This is a genomic window from Streptomyces sp. Ag109_O5-10 (genome assembly GCF_900105755.1).
Lineage (GTDB): Bacteria > Actinomycetota > Actinomycetes > Streptomycetales > Streptomycetaceae > Streptomyces.
This window is the reverse complement of the sequence record NZ_FNTQ01000001.1, coordinates 4,322,949-4,343,425: the sequence shown is the minus strand read 5'-3', so window position 1 is coordinate 4,343,425 and position 20,477 is coordinate 4,322,949. Positions and strand designations below refer to the sequence as shown.

Here is a 20,477-nt window from a genome sequence, read left to right as displayed (position 1 = left end):
TCGCCGACTGCCCGGGACCGGCCCGGGTCCAGGAGGCGGCACCGTGCCGGCGCTGCGGCACCGGCCCCCGCGTAGGGGCGGAGCGATGACCATGGACGCCACCTCGGACAGCCGTACGGAGACCTGCGCCCCGCCCGCGCACCGGGCCTACGCGAACGCTCCGGACCTGCGCCGCGAGATGCACCGGCTGCTCGCACTGGGGGCGGAGCGCGACGGCCGTCAGGCCGGGCCCCGCACCCGCACCCCGGCCGGCCTCGACACGACGGCCGCCGAACGGGCCTGGCTGCTGCGCAGGGCGGCCCTCATGGACCGGATGGCCCAGGGCGGCGGCTCCGGCCCGGCCGCGGCCGCCGCGCAGACCGCCGGGGAACTCGTCCGGTACGACCGCCGCCATCCCGACCTGGTGGCCGGCCCCTACCACCCCGACGTGATCACGCCCAGGCCCGGACACCGGCTCTACGTCCGCCAGGAGTACGCCGCCTGGACGGCCGCCGGGTGCCCCGGAACCTGAACGCCCCTGCTGCCCGCCGCTATCCGTGCAGCTCGGTGTACGCCTCCGCGCTGCTGTCCTTCAGGAACTGCCAGCAGCGCTCGTTCTCGTCCTTCTCGCCGATCTCACCGGCGGCGCGGGCGAGCGCGGCGAGGCAGCGCAGGAAGCCCCGGTTGGCCCGGTGCTCCCACGGAACGGGGCCGTGCCCCTTCCACCCGGCGCGGCGCAGGGCGTCAAGACCGCGGTGGTAACCGGTGCGCGCGTAGGCGTACGACTCGACGACCGCGCCGCGCTCGAACGCCTCGTCGGCGAGCAGCGCCCAGGCCGGCGAGAAGGTCGGGAACTTCGCCGCCACCTCGACGGGGGCCAGCGACTCCTCGCCCAGCAGGCGGTACGCCTCTTCGTTCTCCGGCAGATACGTCGGCTCCGGGCCGCCGAGCAGGTTCGTGTGCGTCGTCATGGCGCAAGTCTGCCACCGCCGACAACCTCACCCCGCGTCCCGCCGTCTTCCAGAGCGCCCGTTCCGTGGGCGACGGCGGACGTGACGCCAGGCGGGACGGCAGACGTGACGGCAGACGTGACGGCAAGGGGGGAGCAGACGTGCGTGATCCGATGCCCGGCGGGCGGTCGGCGGAGGCCGATGCCCTGGCCCGCTTCCTCACCGCGGACCCGGAGCAGTGGCCCCGGCTCGCCCCGCGGGTGACGGCGGCGGTCGGGATTCCGGCGCTGGAGCGGATCGTGCACGCCACGAACGCCAGGATCGGCGAGTTCGGCACCGTCACGGACGGCCCGGACGGGCTGATCGTGTCCGGCAGCGCGGGCCGGGTGCGGGCCTGGGCCCAGGCCGCCCCGGACGGCGAACTCACCGCCCTGCGCATCGAGGGCGCCCGCTACACCCCGCCCCGGCTCCGGCTGCCCGCCCACCTGACCTGGACGGTCTGCCTCGCCCTGGTCGCCGCGTGGAACGTCCTGATCCTCTGGTCGGCCGGCGACCGCACCGCCTGGACCGCCGGCCTGGCCACCCTCGCCGCGTTCTACGTGTTCTTGGAGGGCTGCGGCGCGCCGGCGATGCAGCCCCGTGCGCTCAGGCGGGCGGTCGAGGCGGGCGCGGTGGCCGCCCTCGCCTCGGCCTGGCGGCTGCCGGGGCTGCCGGCCGGAGCCGGCCTGTCCGGACTCGCCGTCGGCCTCGTGCTGCTCGCGGGCGCCGGGTGGCTGGTCACCGCCGCCCGGCTGCACCGCAGGCCCGCCCCGCTCTCCCGGCCGCTGCGGTTCCCGCTGGAGGGCGCCTGGTACGTCGTACAGGGCGGCGGCCCGGCGGTGAACCACCACGCCCGGGTGCCGGAGCAGCGGGCCGCCCTCGACCTGGTCGCGCTCGGCCGGTACGGCAGCCGTACCCGGCCCGGCCGCGAACCGACGGCGTACGCCGCCTACGGGCGGCCGGTCCGGTCCCCCTGCGACGGCACGGTGGTCTCCGTGGCCGACGGCATCGCCGACCAGCGCCCGGGCGAGATCCGTTACCAGCCGCCGTACGGCAACCACGTGTTCCTCGACACCGGCCGGGAGATCGTGAAACTGGCCCACCTGCGCCCCGGCTCGGTGACGGTGTCCGAGGGCGACACGGTCCGGGCCGGCCAGCTGCTCGGCGAGGTCGGCAACAGCGGCAACAGCACCGAGCCCCACCTGCACCTGCACGCGGAACGCGACGGGGCCGGGCTCGACCTGGCGTTCGAGGGGGTGTCCGGACGGCTGTACCGGGGGCGGACGGTCCGCGGCTGAGCGGTGGCCGCCCAACGGGGGCTCCCGAAGGGCGGGCCTTGCCGTATCCGGGTTACGTTGCGGAAGATGCTGGTGGGGACCGGGGCCCCCGTGTCGGCATCGGCAGGGGCGGACCGCTACCCGGAGTACTACAGGAGACAGCGATGTCCCATGAGGCTCTCGAAACCAACGAGCCCGAGACCCCGCATCTCGACTTCGCCGGCACGACGCCGTACGAGGACTACGTCAAGGCGGACGTGCTCACCCACCTCCAGCACACCCTCTCCGACGATCCCGGAGAGATGGTCTTCCTGGTCACGACCCAGGTGATGGAGCTGTGGTTCACCGTCATCGTCCACGAGTGGGAGACGGCCGCGGCGGCACTGCGCGGCGACGACATCCCCGCCGCGATCGCCGCGCTGAAGCGTTCCACCCGCGAGCTGGAGGCGCTGAACGCCTCCTGGAAGCCGCTCGGCCAGCTCACCCCGGCCCAGTTCAACTCCTACCGGTCCGCGCTCGGCGAGGGCTCCGGTTTCCAGTCGGCGATGTACCGGCGGATGGAGTTCCTGCTCGGCGAGAAGTCCGCGTCCATGCTCGTCCCGCACCGCGGCGCGCCGCGGGTCCACGCGGAACTGGAGAAGGCGCTGCACGAGCCGAGCCTGTACGACGAGGTGGTGCGGGTGCTGGGGCGGCGGGGGTATCCGATCCCGAAGGCGCTGACGGTGGAACGTGACATATCACTGCCCTATACACCTTCCGAGGCGGTCGAGGCCGCCTGGACCGCCGTCTACTCCGGCGCCCAGGACGACGACCTGGCCCGCCTCGGCGAGGCCCTGACGGATGTCGCCGAGCTCGTCTGGCGCTGGCGCAACGACCACCTGGTCGCCACCCGCCGCGCCATGGGCGCCAAGGTGGGCACCGGCGGCTCGGCCGGGGTCGCCTGGCTGGAGAAGCGCGCCCGCAAGAACGTGTTCCCGGAGCTGTGGACGGCGAGGTCCCATGTCTGAGCTGTCTGAGCTGTCTGAGCTGTCCGGGCGGGCCCTGCGGGCGGAGAAGCTGGACGCCGAGGACGAACTGGCCGGGGTGCGCGAGCGCTTCGTCCTGGACGAGGCCGTCTACCTGGACGGCAATTCGCTGGGCGCCCTGCCCGCACACGTCCCCGGCCGCGTCGAGGACGTCGTCCGGCGCCAGTGGGGCGAGCTGCGGATCCGGTCCTGGGACGAGAGCGGCTGGTGGACGGCGCCGGAGCGGATCGGCGACCGGATCGCCCCGCTGGTCGGCGCGGCGGCCGGCCAGATCGTGGTCGGCGACTCGACGAGTGTCAACGTGTTCAAGGCACTTGTGGGTGCGGTACGGCTGGCGGGGGAGGGCCGTGACGAGATCCTGGTCGACGCGACGACCTTCCCCACGGACGGCTACATCGCCGAGTCGGCGGCCCGGCTGACGGGTTGCATCCTGCGCCCGCTCACGCCGGCTGAGGTCCCGGCGGCGCTCGGCGACCGTACCGCCGCCGTGCTCCTCAACCACGTCGACTACCGCACCGGGCGCCTCCACGACCTGCCCGCCCTCACCGCCGCGGTGCACGCGGCCGGGGCGGTGTCCGTCTGGGACCTGTGCCACAGCGCGGGCGCGCTGCCGGTGGGCCTCGACGAGCACGGGGTCGACCTGGCGGTCGGCTGCACCTACAAGTACCTGAACGGCGGCCCGGGTGCGCCGGCGTACCTGTATGTGCGGCGGGAGCTGCAGGACCGCTTCGACTCCCCGCTCCCCGGCTGGAACTCGCACGCGGAGCCCTTCGGGATGCGCTCGGCGTACGAACCGGCGGGCGGGGCGGTACGCGGTCGCGTCGGCACCCCGGACATCCTCTCCATGCTCGCCCTGGAGGCGGCGCTGGAGGTGTGGGAGGGGGTGCAGGTGGCGGCCGTACGCGCCAAGTCCCTCGCCCTGACGGACTTCTTCCTGGAGTGCGTCGAGGCGTACGTCCCGGCGGGCCGCGTCGAGTGCGTGACCCCGGTGGCCCACGAGGAGCGCGGCAGCCAGATCGCGCTGCGCTGTTCCGACGCCGGGGACGTGATGGGACGGCTGATCGAACGGGGCGTGGTCGGCGACTTCCGGCACCCGGACGTGCTCCGCTTCGGCTTCACCCCGCTGTACGTCGGCTTCGCGGACGCGGAACGGGCGGCGCGGGTATTGGCGGAGGTGCTGGCGGAGGTTTCGGCGGAGGGGCCGGGAACGGTGGCGGGAGACGCGGCGGGAGCGGCGCTCGCCTAGCGACTTGCCGACATAGTGATCCCCGGGCAAGGGCCGGGACGGTACAGAACCGAGCAATCCTCACCGTGCGTGACATCCGCGTGTCCGCGCACGTCACGGGCCTGATACCGTCCCGGCCAACGGCCGTATTCCCCACCTGGTCCGCCAACATCATTACGTCGCTGAGAGGTTGGAGCATGCCGGACGACGACGCAGCAGCCCGGGCCGCCGCCGAGGAGGAGTCGGCCTTCTCGCACCCGCACGTCGCGCCCGACGCCACGGCCGCCTACGGCGACCATCCCGACCAGGTGATCGACTTCTACGCCCCGCGCACCGAGGATCCGCTGGCCCCGCTGGTGGTGGTCCTGCACGGGGGCGCGTGGCGTGCGCCGTACGACCGCGGCCACGTCACCCCGTTCGCCGACTACCTGGCCCGGCGCGGTTTCGCGGTGGCCAACGTCGAGTACCGGCGCGGTACGATGCTTCCCGCGCAGGGTGGTGCGGCCCCGGTGGCGGGGCGCTGGCCGGACACCTTCGACGACGTGGCGGCGGCGCTGGACGCCCTGCCCGGCCTGGTCCGCGAGGCGGTCCCGCGCGCGGACCTGCGCCGTACGGTCCTCACCGGCCACTCGGCCGGCGGCCACCTGGCGCTGTGGGCGGCCGCCCGCCACGTCCTCCCGGCGGGTGCCACGTGGCGCACCGCCGGTCCCGCGCCCCTGCGGGGTGTCGTGGCCCTGGCCCCGATCGCCGACTTCGCGATGGCCGAGAAGCTGGACGTCTGCGGCAACGCGGCCCTGCAACTCCTCGGCGGTGAAGAGAAGTTCGCCGACCGTCAGCCGTACGCCGACCCCGCGCTCCTGCTCCCGACCGGCATCGCGACCACCCTGGTCCAGGGACGCGCGGACGTGGTCGTCCCGCAGGCGGTCGCCGAGTCCTACGCCGACGCGGCGGCCAAGGCGGGTGAGGTGGTGGGCCTGACGCTCCTGGAGGAGGTCGGCCACTTCCCCCTCATCGACCCGGCGGCGGACGCCTGCGCGGTGGTCGCGGAGGAGATCGCCCAACTGGCCTGGTGACGGGCCGACCCTGAGGGTTTCCCTGCATACCCGTAGTACCTGAGAGCTACTTCCCAGGTGAGCTCCCGGGCGGGACGCGAACGACGCGGTCCGGTCCGTAATTTCCCGATCAGAGCAGCCCGGCGGCCGGGCGCACTGAGCGGGGGGACCGACCATGACGGCGGTGACGGGGGAGTGGCAGGATCAGCGGGAGCGGCAGGGCCAGGAACAGGATCAGCGGGAGCGGCAGGGGCCGGAGCAGGGGCGTCGGCAGGGGCCGGAGCAGGGGCGTCGGCGGGAGCGGCGCGGGCCGGAACGGGAGCGTCGGCCCGGGAGGCTGTGCCGCACTGCTCTCGCCGCCCTCCTCGCCGCCGCCGTGGTCCTCCCGCTGTCCGCGGCCGCCCGGCCCGGGATTCCCGCCCCGCCGCCCGCTGTTCTCCCCGCCCGCCTCACCCCGGCCGCCCTCGCCACCGTCTACGAGGCCAACCGTGAGAACGCGGCCGAGGCCGCCCGCATGGCCGCGGCCGACGGCGACCTCTCCCGCGCCTCCGCCGACCGCGCCCTCGCGTCCCCCTCCCGTCGCCTGCTCCACCTCGACGCCCGCGGGACCGGCCAGGTCACCGAGGTCTTCGGCGATCTGGCGCACGCGACGCGCATCGCCGTCCTGGTCCCCGGTTCGGACACCACGCTCGACACCTACGCCCGCTTCCACACGGCGGCCGAGTCGCTGTACCGGCGCGTCACCCGCGAGGCACCGGGCGGCACCCGTACCGCGGTCGTCGCCTGGCTCGGCTACCGGACCCCCGCGACCATCAGCACCGCGGTCCTCAGCCCGGGCCGGGCCGGCCAAGCGGCCCCGCGCCTGCGCGCGTTCATCGGCGAACTGCGCGGCCTCACCACCCCGGGGCCGGCGTCCGTCGCCCTCCTCTGCCACTCGTACGGCACGGTGGTCTGCGCCCGCGCCGCCCCCGCCGTCACCGGCCTGGGCGTCACCGACATCGCCCTGGTCGGCAGCCCCGGCACCGGCGCCGGCTCGGCCGCGGCCCTGCACACCTCCGCCCGCGTCTGGGCGGCCCGGGGAGCGGCCGACTGGATAGCCGAGGTCCCGCACGTCCACGCCGACCTGTTCGGCACGACCGTCGGCTTCGGCACCGACCCGGTCTCCCCGTCCTTCGGCGCCCGCGTCTTCGCGGCGGGACCCGGCGGCCACAGCGGTTACTTCACCCCGGGCTCGGCCTCCCTGGCCAACCTCGCCCGGATCGTCCTCGGCGAGACAACGGAGGTCACCCGTGCGTAAGCCGCCGACATCCCGCCGCCCCGACCGCGCACGGCGCCGCACACGACACGGCGTGCGGGACCGCGTGGGACACCTCGCCCACCGCCTCGACGCCGCCACCCCGTCCGGCCGGGACCGTTCCGTGGACGCCCTGCGCGCGGTCGCCGTCCTCGGCGTGGTCCTGGGCCACTGGCTGGTGACGGCACTGGTGGCGGACGGCGGCGAACTGCACACCGGCAGCCCCCTCCAGCACCTGCCGGAGCTGGCCCCGGTCTCCTGGCTCTTCCAGACCCTCGCCGTGTTCTTCCTGGTCGGCGGCCACGTCGCCACCCGCGGCTATGCCACCGCCCGGGCCGACGGCCTCCCGTACCACCGCTGGCTGACAGCCCGTCTGTCCCGCCTCTCCCGGCCGGTCGCCGCGCTCCTCGTCCTCTGGACGATCGTGACCACCGCCCTCCTGCTGTCCGGAACCGACTTCACCACCGTCCGCACACTCGCCAAACTCGCCCTGTCCCCCCTCTGGTTCCTCGTGGTCTTCGCGGCGCTGACGGCGGCGACCCCGCTCGTCGCCCGGCTCAACCCGCTGTGGCCGCTGGCCGTCGTTCTCCATGTGGACCTGCTTCGATTCGGCTTCGGCGCCCCGGCCGGCGTCGGCTGGGTGAACCTTGCGGCCGGCTGGCTGGTGCCGTACTCCCTGGGTGCCGCCTGGACCCGCGGCGAACTGGACCGCCCGCGCGCCGGCTGGGTCCTGCTCATAGGCGGTACGGCGGCGACGGCCGGCCTCGTCGCGTGGGCGGGCTACCCGGCGTCGATGGTCGGCGTCCCCGGCGCGTCCGTCTCCAACCTCGACCCGCCCACTCTGGCCGCCGTCACCTTCGGCCTGGCCCAGTGCGGCCTGGCCCTGCTCCTGCGCGAGCGGCTGCGCCGCACGATGCGCCGCCCCCTGGCCTGGGCGGCGGTGGCCTTCGTGAACCTCTCCGCGATGACGATCTTCCTCTGGCACCAGACGGCTCTCATGGCGACCACGGCCACCGGCCTCCTGGTCGGCCGCCTGCCCGGCCTCCACACGGCCCCCGACCACCTCGGCTGGGTCGCGGCCCGTCTGCTCTGGCTGCCGGCCTTCGCCCTGATGCTCGGTCTATGCTGGGCGGCCTTCCACGGGTACGAGCGCGGCCGCCCCCGGACCCGCTCGCGCGTCGTCCGGAGCCGCCCCTCCGCCGACCGGGCGAACCCGACGGGAGCCCGCCATGTCTAGGCTGATCGCCGTGACGGAGACGGGGACCCGGCGGCCGGAGTGGATCGGGCTCGGCCGCGTGCTGCGCTGGCTGCGGATACTCCGCGACGACCTGTGCACCGCCCGCGTCGACCCGCTGCCCCCCTCCGTGTGGCTGCGCTGGCTGCCGCACGGTGTGCTGTGTGTGGCGGCGATCGGCATCACGATCGGTGGCGTGGCGCAGTTCCAGCACAACGGGCATCTGGGTGCTGGCCTGGCCTCACTGCTCGGGTTCGCCGCGGGCGGCGCCGTGCTCCTCGCGATGTGGCGGCCCGTCCCGGCGTGGTGGCTGTCGACAGGGGGCATGCTGGCGGGTGCCCTCACGCTGCACGGCCGGCTGGGCACGACACCGGTGGTCCTGTTCACGTGGCCCTGGACCGTGGCCGGGATCATCGCGCAGCTGCTGGTCCTGCTGTTGCTCGCACTGCGGGTCCGGGTGCGGGTGGCGGTCGAAGCCCTGGCCGTGACCGTCCTGGTCACCTGGCTCCTCGACGGGGTCTGGGGTGCGCCGCCGCACCAGTCCACCTCGGCGGTCACCGTCATCCTGTCCGTGGTCGTCGTGGCGCTCGGCACGGCCCTGCGCGGCCGCCGCGAGGCGCGCGCCGAGCTCGGCCGCCAGGCCTCGCTCACCGAGGAGGAGCGGGCCCGGCGCACCCTGCTGGAGGAGCGCAGCCGGATCGCGCGCGAGCTGCACGACGTGGTCGCCCACCACATGTCGGTCATCTCCATCCAGGCGCAGGTCGCCCCGCACCTGGTGGAGAACCCGCCGGACGAGCTGCGCGAGAACCTCGAAGGCATCCGGCACAACGCGCTGGAGGCGCTGACCGAACTGCGCCGGGTGCTGGGCGTCCTGCGCTCCGAGAGCCCCGACGAGGACGCGCCCGACGACCCCGGCACCGGCCCGCACAGCCCGCAGCCCACCCTGGACCGGCTGGACACGCTGGTCGAGAACACCAGGGCGGCCGGTCTGACCGTCACCACCCGGATCAACGGCGAGCGGCGCCCGATGCAGTCGGGCGTGGAGCTGTCGGCGTACAGGATCGTGCAGGAGGCGCTGAGCAACGTGCTGCGGCACGCGCCGGGAGCGACCGCCCATGTCGAGATCGAGTACATCCCCTACGGGCTCCTGCTGTCCGTCGCGAACTCCCGGCCGACCCGGCCCGCGCCACCGTCGCCGGGCGCCGGGCACGGGCTGCTCGGCATGCGGGAGCGGGCCACGATGCTCGGCGGTTCGCTGACGGCGGGCCCCCTGGCGGACGGCGGCTACCGGATCTTCGCGGAGATCCCGGCCACCGCGCCCGGCCTGATGTCCGGCAGGACCGCGGACCCCAGCACCGGCACCACCCGTGCCCCCGACCCGAAGGACGACCGCGCATGACGAGCAGCACCGGCAGCCCCATCCGGGTGGTCATCGCCGACGACCAGCAGATGGTCCGGCAGGGCTTCACCGTGCTGCTGAACGCACAGCCCGGCATCGAGGTGGTCGGCCAGGCGGTGGACGGCCTGGACGCGGTGGCCAAGGTCGCCGAACTCACTCCCGACGTGGTCCTCATGGACATCCGCATGCCCGAACTGGGCGGCATCGAGGCCACCCGCCGGATCGTCGGCGAACGCCCGCACATCAGGGTGCTGGTGCTCACCACCTTCGACCTGGACGAGTACGTGTACGAGGCGTTGCGCTCGGGCGCGTCCGGGTTCCTGCTCAAGGACGCGTCCGCGGACAAACTGGCGGAGGCGGTGCGGGTGGTGGCCGCCGGCGACGCGCTGCTCGCGCCCGGCATCACCCGACGGCTGATCACCCAATTCTCCCAGCTGGACGGGGGCGGGGTGCGCACCCCGCTGAAGGCCCGGATCGCCGATCTGACCGAGCGCGAGACGGAGGTCCTCGCGCTGATCGCGCAGGGCCTGTCGAACGCGGAGATCGCCGCCCGGCTGGTCGTCGCGGAGCAGACCGTGAAGACCCACGTGAGCCGGATCCTGGTGAAGCTGGGCCTCAGGGACCGCACCCAGGCGGCGGTGTTCGCGTACGAGTCGGGGCTGATCAGGCCTTCCGGTCACTGACCGGCCGCCCGCTGCTCCGCGACGTACCCGTAGTACCTGAGAAGGACGCCGGAGGACCCTTCTCACTGGTGACGACGGCTGCCCCCGCCTCCGCCTACGGTCGTGTACGTGACCGAGACGACCCCTTCGCAGCCGATGCCGCAGCAGCCGGACGGCGCGTTCGAACCGTACAAGCCGCGCAGCCCGGAGATCCGGGCGGTGCTGGACGCCCTGGGCAGGTTGCGGCAGGACCTGTTCCAGGACGCCTTCGCCTACCGGCCGTTGCCGCCGATGAGCACCGAGCGTCCGTTCGCCCGCCGGCTGCCCGGCCCGCTGCGTAAGTACGCGCCCTGGACCACGCATCTGGCGGTGGCCGCGGCGGGCGTGCTGGTGCTGCTGGTGTCCGTCGCGGACCGGCGGTGGCAGGGGCCTGCCGTGGCCCTGCTGTCCGGGCTGCTCGTGCTGGCGCCGGTGCTGCTCACCCTGGCGCGTCCGGTCGCCGCCTTCTGGCTGTCCCTCGTCGTGACCTGGATCGGCTCCGTGCTGTCCAGCGCTTGGGACGAATGGCCGTGGCAGCCGGGCAACTTCCTCTCCCACCTGGTGGTGCTCGCGGTCGTCGCGGTCCGCACCCGTCCGCGCACGGCGGCCTGGATGTGGGCGATCACCGCGTTCTACGGTGCCCTGAGCGTCCAGCTCCTCGGCGCGGGTCACTACGGCAACGACGTCGGCTCGATGCTGGTCGTCTCCGCGATAGTCCTGCTGGCCGTCACCATCCGGCAGATCCGCCGGGAGGCCGAGCAGACGGTGACCGCCCAGCAGACGGTGACCGCGCACGAGCGGTCCCGGCGCACGCTCCTCGAAGAGCGCACCACGATCGCCCGCGAGCTGCACGACGTGGTCGCCCACCACATGTCCGTCGTCGCCATCCAGGCGGAGGCCGCCCCCTACCGGGTCGAGAACCCGCCGCCGGAGCTGGAGAAGGCGTTCGTCACGATCCGGGAGAACGCGGTGGCGGCCCTCACCGAACTGCGCCGCGTGCTGGGCGTGGTCCGCGCCGAGGACTACGAGGTGCCGGAGGCCCCGCAGCCCACCCTCGCCGACCTGGACGCGCTCCTCGACAACGTGCGACAGGCGGGCCTCGCGGTCGACAAGGGGGTGACCGGCGCGGTCCGTGAACTCCCGCAGGGCGTGGAGCTGTCGGCGTACCGGATCGTCCAGGAGGCGCTGAGCAACACCCTGCGCCACGCGCCGGGAGCGGACGCACGCGTCGAGATCGGCTACGTCATCGGCGGCCTGGGCCTGCGCGTGGTCAACGGCCCGCCGCCGCAGCCCGCCCTCGTCAAACCGTCCCCGGGCGCCGGCCACGGCATCACCGGCATGCGGGAGCGGGTCTCCATGCTGAACGGCGAGATGACGGCGGCCCCGACGCCCGAAGGAGGCTACGAGGTGACGGTCTTCCTTCCCGTCGCCACCGCCCGCGAGGGTGACGCATGACCGACCGGACCATCCGCGTACTGATCGCCGACGACCAGATGATGGTGCGCGAGGGCTTCTCGGTCCTGCTGAACGCGATGCCGGACATCGAGGTCGTCGGCGAGGCGGTCAACGGCCGGCAGGCGGTCGACCGGGTCCGTGAACTCGCCCCCGACGTGGTTCTGATGGACATCCGCATGCCCGAGCTGAACGGCATCGAGGCGACGCGCGAGATAGTCGCCGCCGACACCACGTCCAAGGTTCTCGTCCTGACCACCTTCGACCTCGACGAGTACGTCTACCAGGCGCTGCGCGCCGGGGCCTCCGGCTTCCTCCTCAAGGACGCCTCGGCCCGCCAACTGGCCGAAGGCGTACGGGTGGTGGCGTCGGGCGAGGCCCTCCTCGCGCCCTCGGTCACCAAACGCCTCATCAGCGAGTTCTCCAAGCTCTCCGACGTCCCGCGGCTGATGCCCACGGCCCACGCGGCCTACGGCGACCTCACCGACCGGGAGACGGAGGTCCTGGTCCTCATCGCCCAGGGCCTGTCCAACGCGGAGATGGCCGAGCGCCTGGTGGTGGCCGAGTCGACCGTGAAGACCCACGTCAGCCGGATCCTGGTGAAGCTGGGCCTCAGGGACCGCACCCAGGCGGCGGTGTTCGCCTACGAGGCACGGCTGGTGACGCCGGGATAGCCCAGGAAACCCGCATGCCATGAGCGCAGTCGCCGTTGCGATGGAATCGCGGGCGGTACAGACGTGGACACGGTGCGCCCGGACCGGCCGAAGGGGAGGTCAGCCGGCGTCTCCGGTGAGCAGGTCGTCCGCCGCGTACGTGTGGACCGCCCGGTGCGCCCAGCTCTCAAGCTGCTCCATGTCGGGCTCCCTCCGTGGGCCCGGACGGTCTCCGGGCTCGGAGTCCGCAAGCTACTGCCCCCGCCGCAAGCTGCTGGAGCAGAACCACGCTCCGTCGATCCCCCGGGTCCAGGCGGGCCGGGTGGCCGGCCGCCCCGGGTGATCAGCGTCCTGAGCTCGTGGGGAAGGAAGCAGTTCGGGAACCCCCCCTGGTCAGAGCCGGGACCGGCGGTCTAACGTCCGTCCATGGCAGCCTTCGACCCCTGGGACCCGGACTTCCTGGCCGACCCGTATCCCGCGTACGCCGAGCTCCGCGCCCGGGGCCGGGTGCAGTACTTCGAGCCCACGAACCAGTGGCTGGTTCCGCACCACGCCGACGTCTCGGCGCTGCTGCGGGACCGGCGGCTGGGGCGGACGTACCAGCACCGGTTCACGCACGAGGACTTCGGGCGCAGTGCGCCCGCGCCGGAACACGAGCCGTTCCACACGCTCAACGACCACGGCATGCTGGACCTCGAACCGCCGGACCACACCCGCATCCGCCGCCTGGTGTCGAAGGCGTTCACCCCGCGCACCGTGGAGCGGCTCAAGCCGTACGTGTCCCGGCTCGCCGGAGAACTGGTCGACGGGCTGGTGCGCAGCGGCGGCGGCGACCTGCTCGCCGACGTCGCCGAACCGCTCCCCGTCGCCGTCATCGCCGAGATGCTGGGCATCCCGGAGGCGGACCGCGCCCCGCTGCGCCCCTGGTCGGCGGACATCTGCGGAATGTACGAGCTGAACCCGTCGGAGGACACGGCCGCGAAGGCGGTCCGGGCCTCCGTGGAGTTCTCCGACTACCTGCGGGAGCTGATCGCCGAGCGGCGCAAGGAGCCCGGCGACGACCTGATCTCCGGGCTCATCGAGGCGCACGACGAGGGCGACCGGCTCACCGAGCAGGAGATGATCTCCACCGCCGTACTCCTCCTCAACGCGGGCCACGAGGCGACCGTCAACGCCACGGTCAACGGCTGGTACGCGCTCTTCCGCAACCCCGCCCAGCTCGCCGCCCTGCGCGCCGACCACTCCCTGGTCCCCACCGCGATCGAGGAGCTGATGCGCTACGACACCCCGCTCCAGCTCTTCGAGCGCTGGGTGCTGGACGAGATCGAGATCGACGGCACGACCGTCCCCCGCGGCGCCGAGATCGCCATGCTCTTCGGCTCCGCCAACCACGATCCGGCCGTCTTCCGCGACCCAGGCCACCTCGACCTGACCCGCCGCGACAACCCCCACATCTCTTTCAGCGCCGGCATCCACTACTGCATCGGCGCCCCCCTGGCCCGCCTCGAACTGGCCGCCTCCATGACGGCCCTGCTGGAGCGGGCACCGACCCTGACCTTGACGGCGGAGCCGAGGCGGAAGCCGAACTTCGTGATCCGGGGGTTGGAGGGGTTGAGCGTGGAGGTGGGGTGATCACCCGTTCGGTGATCGCCGGCCGAGTCCGGGCGATGAGGGCGGGCGGCCGTCGACTGCGCGGCGGCCGTCAGCCGGTCAGGTCCCGCCGCCGCAGCCCCACCAGCCCCGCCCCGGCCAGCACCGCCGCCAGCCCGGTCAGTGCCAGCACCGGCCCCCACTCCATCCCGCCGCCCGGCAGCTTCGGCAGGTGCCCGAAGGGGGAGAGGTCGAGGACGAGTCGGGGGGCGTTGAGGGCCGGGCCCACCCAGCCGATGAGGAGGGTGGCCGCGGCCACGCCCCAGGCGGCCGGGGCCAGTCGAGGCGCGATGCCGTACAGCAGCACCGCGACCCCGCCGACCACCCACACCGCCGGGAGCTGCACCAGGCAGGCGCCCAGGATCGGGCCCACCTGCCTGCCGTAGCCGACGGCGAAGCCCGCGGCGGCGAGGAGCATGATCAGGGCGGCGCCCGCGAAGGCGACGGTCAGGTGGCCGGCCGCCCAGCGCAGGCGGCCGACCGGGGCGGCGAGGAGGGGTTCGGCGCGGCCCGAGGTCTCCTCGCCGCTCAGGCGCAGGACCGACGCGACGACGTACAGCGCGGCGACCAGCCCCAGCATCCCGACCATCGAGGCGAGGAACGCGTTGGTCAGCCCGCTCTGGCCGCCCATCCGTTCGAAGATCTTCCGGGCGCTGTCGTTGTCGCCGACCAGGCCGGCCGCGCCCTCGGTCAGGCCGCCGTAGACCACGCCGGCCAGGAAGAAGCCGAGCGACCAGCCGAGCACACCGCCCCGCTGGAGCCGCCAGGCGAGCGCGGCGGCGGAGCCGAGACGGCCGGCGGCCGGGCCGGGGCGGGTGGGGAAGAAGCTCATGCCGAGGTCCCGGCGCCCGGCCAGGGCATAGGCGGCCGCGGCCTGCAGCAGCATCGCCGCCGCGAAGAGCAGGAGCACCCACCAGCGTTCGGCGGCGAACGGGCGCAGGTTCTCCAGCCAGCCGAGCGGGGAGAGCCAGGTCCACGGGGAGGAGCCGTCGTCGCTCGCCGAGTCGCCCGCGGCGCGCAGCACGAAGGCCGCGCCCAGGACCGCCGACGTCAGGCCCCTGGCCAGGCGGGCGCTCTCGGTGAACTGGGCGACGATCGCCGCCGTCGTGGCGAAGACCATGCCGGTGGCGCCCAGGCCGAGGCCGAGGGCGAGCGCACCCGCCGTGCCCTCGGCCGCCAGGCCCGCGGTGACGAGCAGGGTGAGCACGGCGTTCGCGACCGCCGCCGCCAGCAGGGCCGCGGTCAGCGACGCCCGGCGGCCCACCGCGCCCGACGCGAGGAGTTCCGCGCGGCCGCTCTCCTCCTCGTCGCGGGTGTGCCGTACGACGACGAGCAGGCCGGTCACGGCCGCGAGGAGCCCGGCGTACACGCCCACCCGCCAGGCCGTCAGGCCGCCGAGGGAGGTGTCGTGCAGCGGGCCGATCAGCGCACGGTAGGAGGCGTTGGTCTGCAACTGGTGGACCAGGTCGGTGCGTTCGGTGTCCGTGCCGTACAGGCTCCGCAGGGTGCTCGGCATGGAGAGGACCATCAGCGCGTTCACCGCGAGCCACACGGGGGTGGTCACGCGGTCGCGGCGGAGCGCGAAGCGCAGCAGGGTGCCGGTACCGGCGAGGGTGCTCATCGGGTGGCCCCCTCGATCCCGGACTCGACCCCGGACGCGACCCCGGACCCGGCCCCCGACTCGGCCCCGGTCTCGTCCTGGTAGTGGCGCAGGAAGAGTTCCTCCAGGGTCGGGGGCGTGGAGGTGAGGGAGCGGACCCCGGTCTCGGACAGCGAGCGGAGTACGGCGGTGAGCTGCTCGGTGTCGACCTGGAGGCGGATCCGGTGGCCCTGGACGTCGAGGTCGTGGACGCCGGGGAGGTGCGCCAGCCCGTTGGGCGGGCCGGCGAGTTCGGCGGTCACGCTGGTGCGGGTCAGGTGGCGCAGGTCGGCGAGGGAACCGGACTCGACGGTCCGGCCGGCCCGGATGATGCTGACCCGGTCGCAGAGCTCCTCGACCTCGCTCAGGATGTGCGAGGAGAGCAGGATCGTCCGGCCCCGGTCGCGCTCCTCCTCCACGCAGCGCTGGAAGACCTCCTCCATCAGGGGGTCGAGGCCGGAGGTCGGTTCGTCGAGGATCAGCAGGTCGACGTCGGAGGCGAAGGCGGCGACCAGGGCGACCTTCTGGCGGTTGCCCTTGCTGTACGTGCGGCCCTTCTTCGTCGGGTCGAGTTCGAAGCGGTCGATCAGGTCGGCGCGGCGGACTTGTCCAGGCCCCCGCGCAGGCGGCCGTAGAGGTCGATGACCTCGCCGCCGGAGAGGTTGCGCCAGAGGGTCACGTCGCCGGGGACGTAGGCGATCCGGCGGTGCACCTCCACGGCGTCCTTCCAGGGGTCGCGGCCGAGGATCTGCGCGGCGCCCGAGTCGGCGCGCAGCAGGCCGAGCAGGACCCGGATCGTGGTCGACTTCCCGGCGCCGTTGGGGCCGAGGAAACCGTGCACCTCGCCGGCCTCGACGGCCAGGTCGAGGCCGTCCAGGGCCTGGGTGCGGCCGAAGGACTTGTGGAGCCCGGCGACCGTGATTGCCTTCGTCATGGTTCAGAACGTACGCTGTCTTCAGAAATTTGTGAAGTTAAGGAAGTGTGGAAACCCCGGCTAGGGTGGTGACCATGACTACGGATGCGATGGGGCGCGATCAGGAGGCCGTCTCGAAGTTCGTCGAGAGCTTCGCGGCACAGCTCGTCGAGGCCGGGATGCAGCGGATGCCGGCCCGGATCTTCGCGGCCCTGTTGTCATCCGACTCGGGCGCCCTGACCTCCGCGGAACTGGGGGAGCAGTTGCAGGTCAGCCCGGCGGCGGTGTCCGGCGGGGTGCGCTATCTCGCCCAGCAGCACATGGTCTCGCGCGAGCGGGAGCCGGGCTCCCGGCGGGAGCGGTACCGGGTGCACAGCAACCAGTGGTACGAGGCGCTCACCAGCCGGGAGGCCGTGATCAAGCGGTGGGAGGGGGCGCTGCGGGAGGGCGTGAGCAGCCTCGGCCCCGACACCCCGGCCGGGCGGCGGATGGCCGAGACGCTGGCCTTCTTCGAGTTCGTCGACGACGAGATCGGGAAGATGATGGAGCGCTGGCGGGTCCACCGTGATCGGCTCTTCGGCGAGGGGTGACGCCTCGCCGAAGAGCCGGCTGCCGGACCTGCCCTGACTCACGCCCGGTTGCGGCGCCTGACCAGGAGCACGAGCCCGCCGCCGAGCAGCAGCGCGGACGCACCGCAGGCGGCGGCGACGGGCACGGTGCCGCTGCCGCCGGTGGAGGCGAGGGAGCCGGAACCGCCGGTCCCGGAGACCGTCTGCGTCCGGGGGGAGTTGCCGCCGGTGCCGGCGGCGGCCGTCGGGGACGGTGACGCGGAGGCGCTCGGCGTCGCGGTGCTGCCGCCCTCGACCTCGACCGTGACGGCCGCCGTGTCGTTGCCGTGGGTGTGGTCGAACGCCATGGTGTTGCCGAAGGCCGTGGTCGCGTGGGCCGCACCGGTGGTGGTCCTGGCGTTCGCGCGGATCCGCAGGCCGAAGTCGAAGGAGCGGGTGTCCCCGACGGTGAACGTGTTCGGACTCGACTGGCAGATGTACTGTGCTGCGCCCGGCGTCTGCTCGCCGGTACCGGACTTCGCCTCGTCGTTCCACACGCTGCAGTGGGCGGGGATCTTCTCCGCCCTGGTGCCGGTGGGGACGGTCACCAGAAGCGCCGGCTGGTCGTCGCTGGCGTTGTAACCGACCCAGCCTGGACCCTTGTTGCTCAGGGAGACGGTCACGTGCACCAGGTCGCCCGGCGCGCCCGCGGCGGTGGCGCCGCCCGCGACCATGTCGGCGGTGTTGTCGGCGTCGATGTTCTGCCGGTCGATCGGCGTGCCGTCGGTGGCGGCGCTCCCGGCGGCGACGAGGGAGAGCACGGGACCGTCCCCCGGCTTCGGCGCGCTACCGGTCAGGGGCAGGGCCTCATGGCTGAAGAACTCGAAGAGGGCCTGGTCCGTCACGTCCAGCCCGACCGGCTGGTCCACCCGGTAGCTCTTGCCGGGCTCGAGCACCGTGTCGAACGTGCACAGTGCCTCCTCCGTCAGGACGTAGACGTCGCTCTCCTTGTACACGCAGTTGGCGTAGTGCTTCGCGTACGAGAGCCCGATGGTGGTGCGCATCCGCAGCTGGACCCCGTCGGCGGGCAGGGTGCCGAGGTTGCTGATCGTGACCGGGGTGTCGATCGTGGACCCGGGCTTGTCGCCCTTGCGGGGCGCCAGTTTGTTGACCTTCAGGTCGGTGGTGCCCACGGTCACCTTCGCGGTGGTGGAGACCACGGTGCCGTTCGAGGAGGTGCCGCTGAGGGTCACCGTGCCGGTGGTGCCGAGCGGGGTGCCGGGCTTGGCGCTCAGGCCGATGATCGAGCCGGCCGCCTCGCCCGCGGGGACGTCCCGGGTGGGCCAGGTGTAGACGTGGTCGGCGGGCACGGGCGCGTCCGTGGTGACCCAGTCGATGACGTTGCTGAGGTCCGCGCTGATGGTGACAGCCTTGGCGGTGCCGGGGCCGTCGTTGCGCAGGCCCCAGTTCACCATCGTCGGGTCACCCGGCGTCGGTGGCATCGGCAGGCCCAGGTGGTCGTCCTGGAGCCAGATGTGTACGACCGGGCCGTCGGCGGCCTGGGCGGACGTCACGGGCAGCCATGCGGCGACCGCGGCCGCGAAGACTGCCAGCGCGGCCCCGAATCGGTGCCGGCGGTGGGTCATGGTGGCTCCTCCCGGCGGGGCGCCCCTCGCCCTGCCACACCACTGAGACACGTGGTGAATGCCAATGGTTGTCCGGGAGTTCACCATGGCGTCGGCTCGAACGGCCGCCGTGCCTACCGTTCCCTCGTCTCCTCCAGCACCGTCCGCCCCAGCAGCGCGTACCGCTCCGGCGACCGCCGCTTGAGGTACTGGGCGTAGCCGACGCCCGTGCCCGCGACCAGCGCCACCAGCCACGGTGTCGCCTTCAGCAGCAGTGAGCCGGACTCGGCGCCCGCCGCGGCGCCCATGTTGGACACCAGCAGGGCGACCACACCGAGCATCGCGACGCCGCCGACGAGCGGGGCGGTGAAGGTACGGAACCAGTGCCGGCTCTCGGGGTGGTTCCGGCGGAAGTAGACGAGTACCGCGAACGAGCACACCGCCTGCACGACCAGGATCGCCATGGTGCCGAGGATGGCGAGCAGGACGTAGAGGGCGTTGTACGGGTCCTTGCCCGCGATCCAGAACGCGGCGATCAGGACGGCGGATATCACCGTCTGGACCAGGCCGGCGACGTGCGGGGAGCCGTGCCGCGCGTGGGTGCGGCCGACGGTGTGCTGCAGCTTCGGCAGGACGCCCTCGCGGCCCAGCGCGTACATGTAGCGGGCGGCGCAGTTGTGGAAGGCCATCCCGCAGGCCAGCGAGCCGGTGATCATCAGCCACTGCATGAGGACGACCGCCCAGTGGCCGACGTAGTGCTCGGTCGGGTCGAAGAAGAGCGCGAGCGGGTTCGCGGACGAGGCCGCCTGCACGGCCGCCGCCTCACCGTTGCCGGTGATGGCCATCCAGGAGACGAAGACGTAGAAGACGCCGACGCCCAGGACCGAGATCATCGTCGCCTTGGGGATGATCCGCTTCGGGTCGCGGGACTCCTCGCCGTACATCGCCGTGGACTCGAAGCCGACCCAGGACCAGAAGGCGAAGAAGAGGCCGAGGCCGGCGCTGGTCCCCTTGAAGGCGTTGACCGGGTTGACCGGGGCGAAGGCGAAGCCGTGCGGGCCGCCGCCGTGCAGGGCGACCGAGACGGCCATCGCCGCGAGGACGGTCACCTCGGTGCCGAGGAGGACGACGAGCAGCTTCTCGGCGACGCTGACGCCGAACCAGGTGCCGGTCGCGTTGATCGCGAGCATCAGGACGGCGAACGCCCACCACGGGACGTCGAGGCCGGTCTGGTCCTTCAGGGTCGTGTTGGCGAAGACCGAGAAGATGCCGATCATCGCTGGTTCGAAGACGACGTACGCGAAGGTGGCGAGCAGGCCCGAGGCGAGGCCCGCGGTGCGGCCGAGGCCGTAGGAGATGAAGCCGTAGAAGGCGCCCGTCGAGGTGATGTGCTTCGCCATCGACGTGAAGCCGACGGAAAAGATCGCCAGGACGACCATTGCGACGAGATAGCTGGCCGGGGCGCCGATGCCGTTGCCGGACGACACCATGAAGGGCACGTTGCCGGTCATCGCGGTGATCGGCGCGGCGGTCGCGACGGCCATGAAGACCACCCCGAGCAGGCCGATCGCGTTGGGCTTGAGCCGGTGAACCGTGCCCTCGCCGCCTGTCTCCGTCGCCGGGGCGACTCCCTCGTCCACTGCCATTCGGGCTGGCCCCTCTCCTGCCGTCCGCCGTCTGTACCGAACCGGAACTCTGTAGGCCGAATGAGTCCGTCGAGGGTGTCGGCGCGTTAAATGTCTGTCAACCAGACCTTTGGAGAAGAAGGCTGAAACCGATCACGGAGCCGTGACCGGCCGGATGCTCCGAGTGGTGGCTGGGC

General features: G+C 73.2%; 17 protein-coding genes and 1 pseudogene. 13 read left to right on the top strand and 5 right to left on the bottom strand.

Annotated features, from left to right (window positions below; translation table 11 throughout):
• The first annotated feature begins 91 nt into the window (after window positions 1-91).
• Window positions 92-511 (top strand): hypothetical protein, encoded by a 420-nt coding sequence (locus tag BLW82_RS19845; RefSeq protein WP_093508154.1) that lies wholly within the window; start codon window positions 92-94, stop codon window positions 509-511.
• A gap of 19 nt (window positions 512-530) precedes the next feature.
• On the opposite strand, the gene BLW82_RS19840 is transcribed toward BLW82_RS19845, so the two are convergent.
• Complete coding sequence (locus tag BLW82_RS19840) at window positions 531-950, bottom strand: DUF3151 domain-containing protein (RefSeq protein ID WP_093500317.1); 420 nt, start codon at window positions 948-950, stop codon at window positions 531-533.
• Window positions 951-1,090: 140 nt separating this feature from the next.
• Here BLW82_RS19840 and BLW82_RS19835 point away from each other — a divergent pair, with 140 nt between their 5' ends.
• The 11 genes from BLW82_RS19835 to BLW82_RS19785 all read left to right on the top strand — a co-directional run bounded on the left by BLW82_RS19835 (window position 1,091) and on the right by BLW82_RS19785 (window position 13,912).
• Complete coding sequence (locus tag BLW82_RS19835) at window positions 1,091-2,266, top strand: M23 family metallopeptidase (RefSeq protein ID WP_143063693.1); 1,176 nt, start codon at window positions 1,091-1,093, stop codon at window positions 2,264-2,266.
• 143 nt (window positions 2,267-2,409) lie between these two features.
• Window positions 2,410-3,252: a tryptophan 2,3-dioxygenase family protein gene (locus BLW82_RS19830; protein ID WP_093500313.1), complete on the top strand. Its 843-nt coding sequence runs from the start codon at window positions 2,410-2,412 to the stop codon at window positions 3,250-3,252.
• Window positions 3,245-4,516, top strand: coding sequence for a kynureninase (gene kynU, locus BLW82_RS19825; protein WP_093500311.1), 1,272 nt, complete (start codon window positions 3,245-3,247; stop codon window positions 4,514-4,516). Before BLW82_RS19830 ends, kynU begins: the two co-directional genes overlap by 8 nt.
• Before the next feature lie 176 nt (window positions 4,517-4,692).
• Window positions 4,693-5,568 carry an alpha/beta hydrolase gene (locus BLW82_RS19820; RefSeq protein ID WP_093500309.1) on the top strand — a complete coding sequence of 292 codons (876 nt, stop codon included), beginning with the start codon at window positions 4,693-4,695 and terminating at the stop codon, window positions 5,566-5,568.
• A gap of 154 nt (window positions 5,569-5,722) precedes the next feature.
• Window positions 5,723-6,844, top strand: coding sequence for an alpha/beta hydrolase (locus tag BLW82_RS19815; RefSeq protein ID WP_093500307.1), 1,122 nt, complete (start codon window positions 5,723-5,725; stop codon window positions 6,842-6,844).
• A gap of 52 nt (window positions 6,845-6,896) precedes the next feature.
• Window positions 6,897-8,078: an acyltransferase family protein gene (locus BLW82_RS19810; RefSeq protein ID WP_177233008.1), complete on the top strand. Its 1,182-nt coding sequence runs from the start codon at window positions 6,897-6,899 to the stop codon at window positions 8,076-8,078.
• Window positions 8,071-9,474, top strand: a complete 1,404-nt coding sequence (locus BLW82_RS19805; RefSeq protein WP_093500305.1) for a sensor histidine kinase — start codon at window positions 8,071-8,073, stop codon at window positions 9,472-9,474. The genes BLW82_RS19810 and BLW82_RS19805 overlap by 8 nt, the downstream gene beginning before the upstream one ends.
• Window positions 9,471-10,157 carry a response regulator gene (locus BLW82_RS19800; RefSeq protein ID WP_093500303.1) on the top strand — a complete coding sequence of 229 codons (687 nt, stop codon included), beginning with the start codon at window positions 9,471-9,473 and terminating at the stop codon, window positions 10,155-10,157. Before BLW82_RS19805 ends, BLW82_RS19800 begins: the two co-directional genes overlap by 4 nt.
• 108 nt (window positions 10,158-10,265) lie before the next feature.
• A complete protein-coding gene (locus BLW82_RS19795; protein ID WP_371131357.1) occupies window positions 10,266-11,630 on the top strand; it encodes a sensor histidine kinase in 1,365 nt (454 codons plus the stop codon).
• Window positions 11,627-12,301: a response regulator gene (locus tag BLW82_RS19790; protein ID WP_093500301.1), complete on the top strand. Its 675-nt coding sequence runs from the start codon at window positions 11,627-11,629 to the stop codon at window positions 12,299-12,301. The genes BLW82_RS19795 and BLW82_RS19790 overlap by 4 nt, the downstream gene beginning before the upstream one ends.
• 405 nt (window positions 12,302-12,706) lie before the next feature.
• Entirely contained in the window at window positions 12,707-13,912 is a 1,206-nt protein-coding gene (locus BLW82_RS19785; RefSeq protein WP_093500299.1) for a cytochrome P450, read from the top strand.
• Between the two features lie 70 nt (window positions 13,913-13,982).
• Here BLW82_RS19785 and BLW82_RS19780 read toward each other — a convergent pair whose 3' ends face one another.
• Both BLW82_RS19780 and BLW82_RS19775 read right to left on the bottom strand, forming a co-directional pair.
• Window positions 13,983-15,551 carry an ABC transporter permease gene (locus tag BLW82_RS19780; protein WP_093500297.1) on the bottom strand — a complete coding sequence of 523 codons (1,569 nt, stop codon included), beginning with the start codon at window positions 15,549-15,551 and terminating at the stop codon, window positions 13,983-13,985.
• Window positions 15,548-16,503: pseudogene (locus BLW82_RS19775) on the bottom strand (ATP-binding cassette domain-containing protein). Before BLW82_RS19775 ends, BLW82_RS19780 begins: the two are co-directional and overlap by 4 nt.
• Window positions 16,504-16,577: 74 nt before the next feature.
• Here BLW82_RS19775 and BLW82_RS19770 point away from each other — a divergent pair.
• Window positions 16,578-17,072: a GbsR/MarR family transcriptional regulator gene (locus BLW82_RS19770; RefSeq protein ID WP_093508151.1), complete on the top strand. Its 495-nt coding sequence runs from the start codon at window positions 16,578-16,580 to the stop codon at window positions 17,070-17,072.
• A 38-nt stretch (window positions 17,073-17,110) separates the two neighbouring features.
• Here BLW82_RS19770 and BLW82_RS19765 read toward each other — a convergent pair whose 3' ends face one another.
• Window positions 17,111-18,676, bottom strand: coding sequence for a COG1361 family protein (locus tag BLW82_RS19765; protein ID WP_093500296.1), 1,566 nt, complete (start codon window positions 18,674-18,676; stop codon window positions 17,111-17,113).
• Window positions 18,677-18,789: 113 nt separating this feature from the next.
• Window positions 18,790-20,301, bottom strand: coding sequence for an APC family permease (locus BLW82_RS19760; RefSeq protein ID WP_093500294.1), 1,512 nt, complete (start codon window positions 20,299-20,301; stop codon window positions 18,790-18,792).
• Window positions 20,302-20,477: the final 176 nt, after the last annotated feature.

What these genes read in the sequence shown, in the direction of transcription:
- BLW82_RS19830 (WP_093500313.1), top strand. Translation starts at nt 2,410, where the DNA reads ATGTCCCATGAGGCTCTCGAAACCAACGAGCCCGAGACCCCGCATCTC.
- BLW82_RS19790 (WP_093500301.1), top strand. Translation starts at nt 11,627, where the DNA reads ATGACCGACCGGACCATCCGCGTACTGATCGCCGACGACCAGATGATG.
- BLW82_RS19785 (WP_093500299.1), top strand. Translation starts at nt 12,707, where the DNA reads ATGGCAGCCTTCGACCCCTGGGACCCGGACTTCCTGGCCGACCCGTAT.
- BLW82_RS19780 (WP_093500297.1), bottom strand. Translation starts at nt 15,551, where the DNA reads ATGAGCACCCTCGCCGGTACCGGCACCCTGCTGCGCTTCGCGCTCCGC.
- BLW82_RS19820 (WP_093500309.1), top strand. Translation starts at nt 4,693, where the DNA reads ATGCCGGACGACGACGCAGCAGCCCGGGCCGCCGCCGAGGAGGAGTCG.
- BLW82_RS19800 (WP_093500303.1), top strand. Translation starts at nt 9,471, where the DNA reads ATGACGAGCAGCACCGGCAGCCCCATCCGGGTGGTCATCGCCGACGAC.
- kynU (WP_093500311.1), top strand. Translation starts at nt 3,245, where the DNA reads ATGTCTGAGCTGTCTGAGCTGTCTGAGCTGTCCGGGCGGGCCCTGCGG.
- BLW82_RS19805 (WP_093500305.1), top strand. Translation starts at nt 8,071, where the DNA reads ATGTCTAGGCTGATCGCCGTGACGGAGACGGGGACCCGGCGGCCGGAG.
- BLW82_RS19845 (WP_093508154.1), top strand. Translation starts at nt 92, where the DNA reads ATGGACGCCACCTCGGACAGCCGTACGGAGACCTGCGCCCCGCCCGCG.
- BLW82_RS19815 (WP_093500307.1), top strand. Translation starts at nt 5,723, where the DNA reads ATGACGGCGGTGACGGGGGAGTGGCAGGATCAGCGGGAGCGGCAGGGC.
- BLW82_RS19765 (WP_093500296.1), bottom strand. Translation starts at nt 18,676, where the DNA reads ATGACCCACCGCCGGCACCGATTCGGGGCCGCGCTGGCAGTCTTCGCG.
- BLW82_RS19760 (WP_093500294.1), bottom strand. Translation starts at nt 20,301, where the DNA reads ATGGCAGTGGACGAGGGAGTCGCCCCGGCGACGGAGACAGGCGGCGAG.
- BLW82_RS19770 (WP_093508151.1), top strand. Translation starts at nt 16,578, where the DNA reads ATGACTACGGATGCGATGGGGCGCGATCAGGAGGCCGTCTCGAAGTTC.
- BLW82_RS19840 (WP_093500317.1), bottom strand. Translation starts at nt 950, where the DNA reads ATGACGACGCACACGAACCTGCTCGGCGGCCCGGAGCCGACGTATCTG.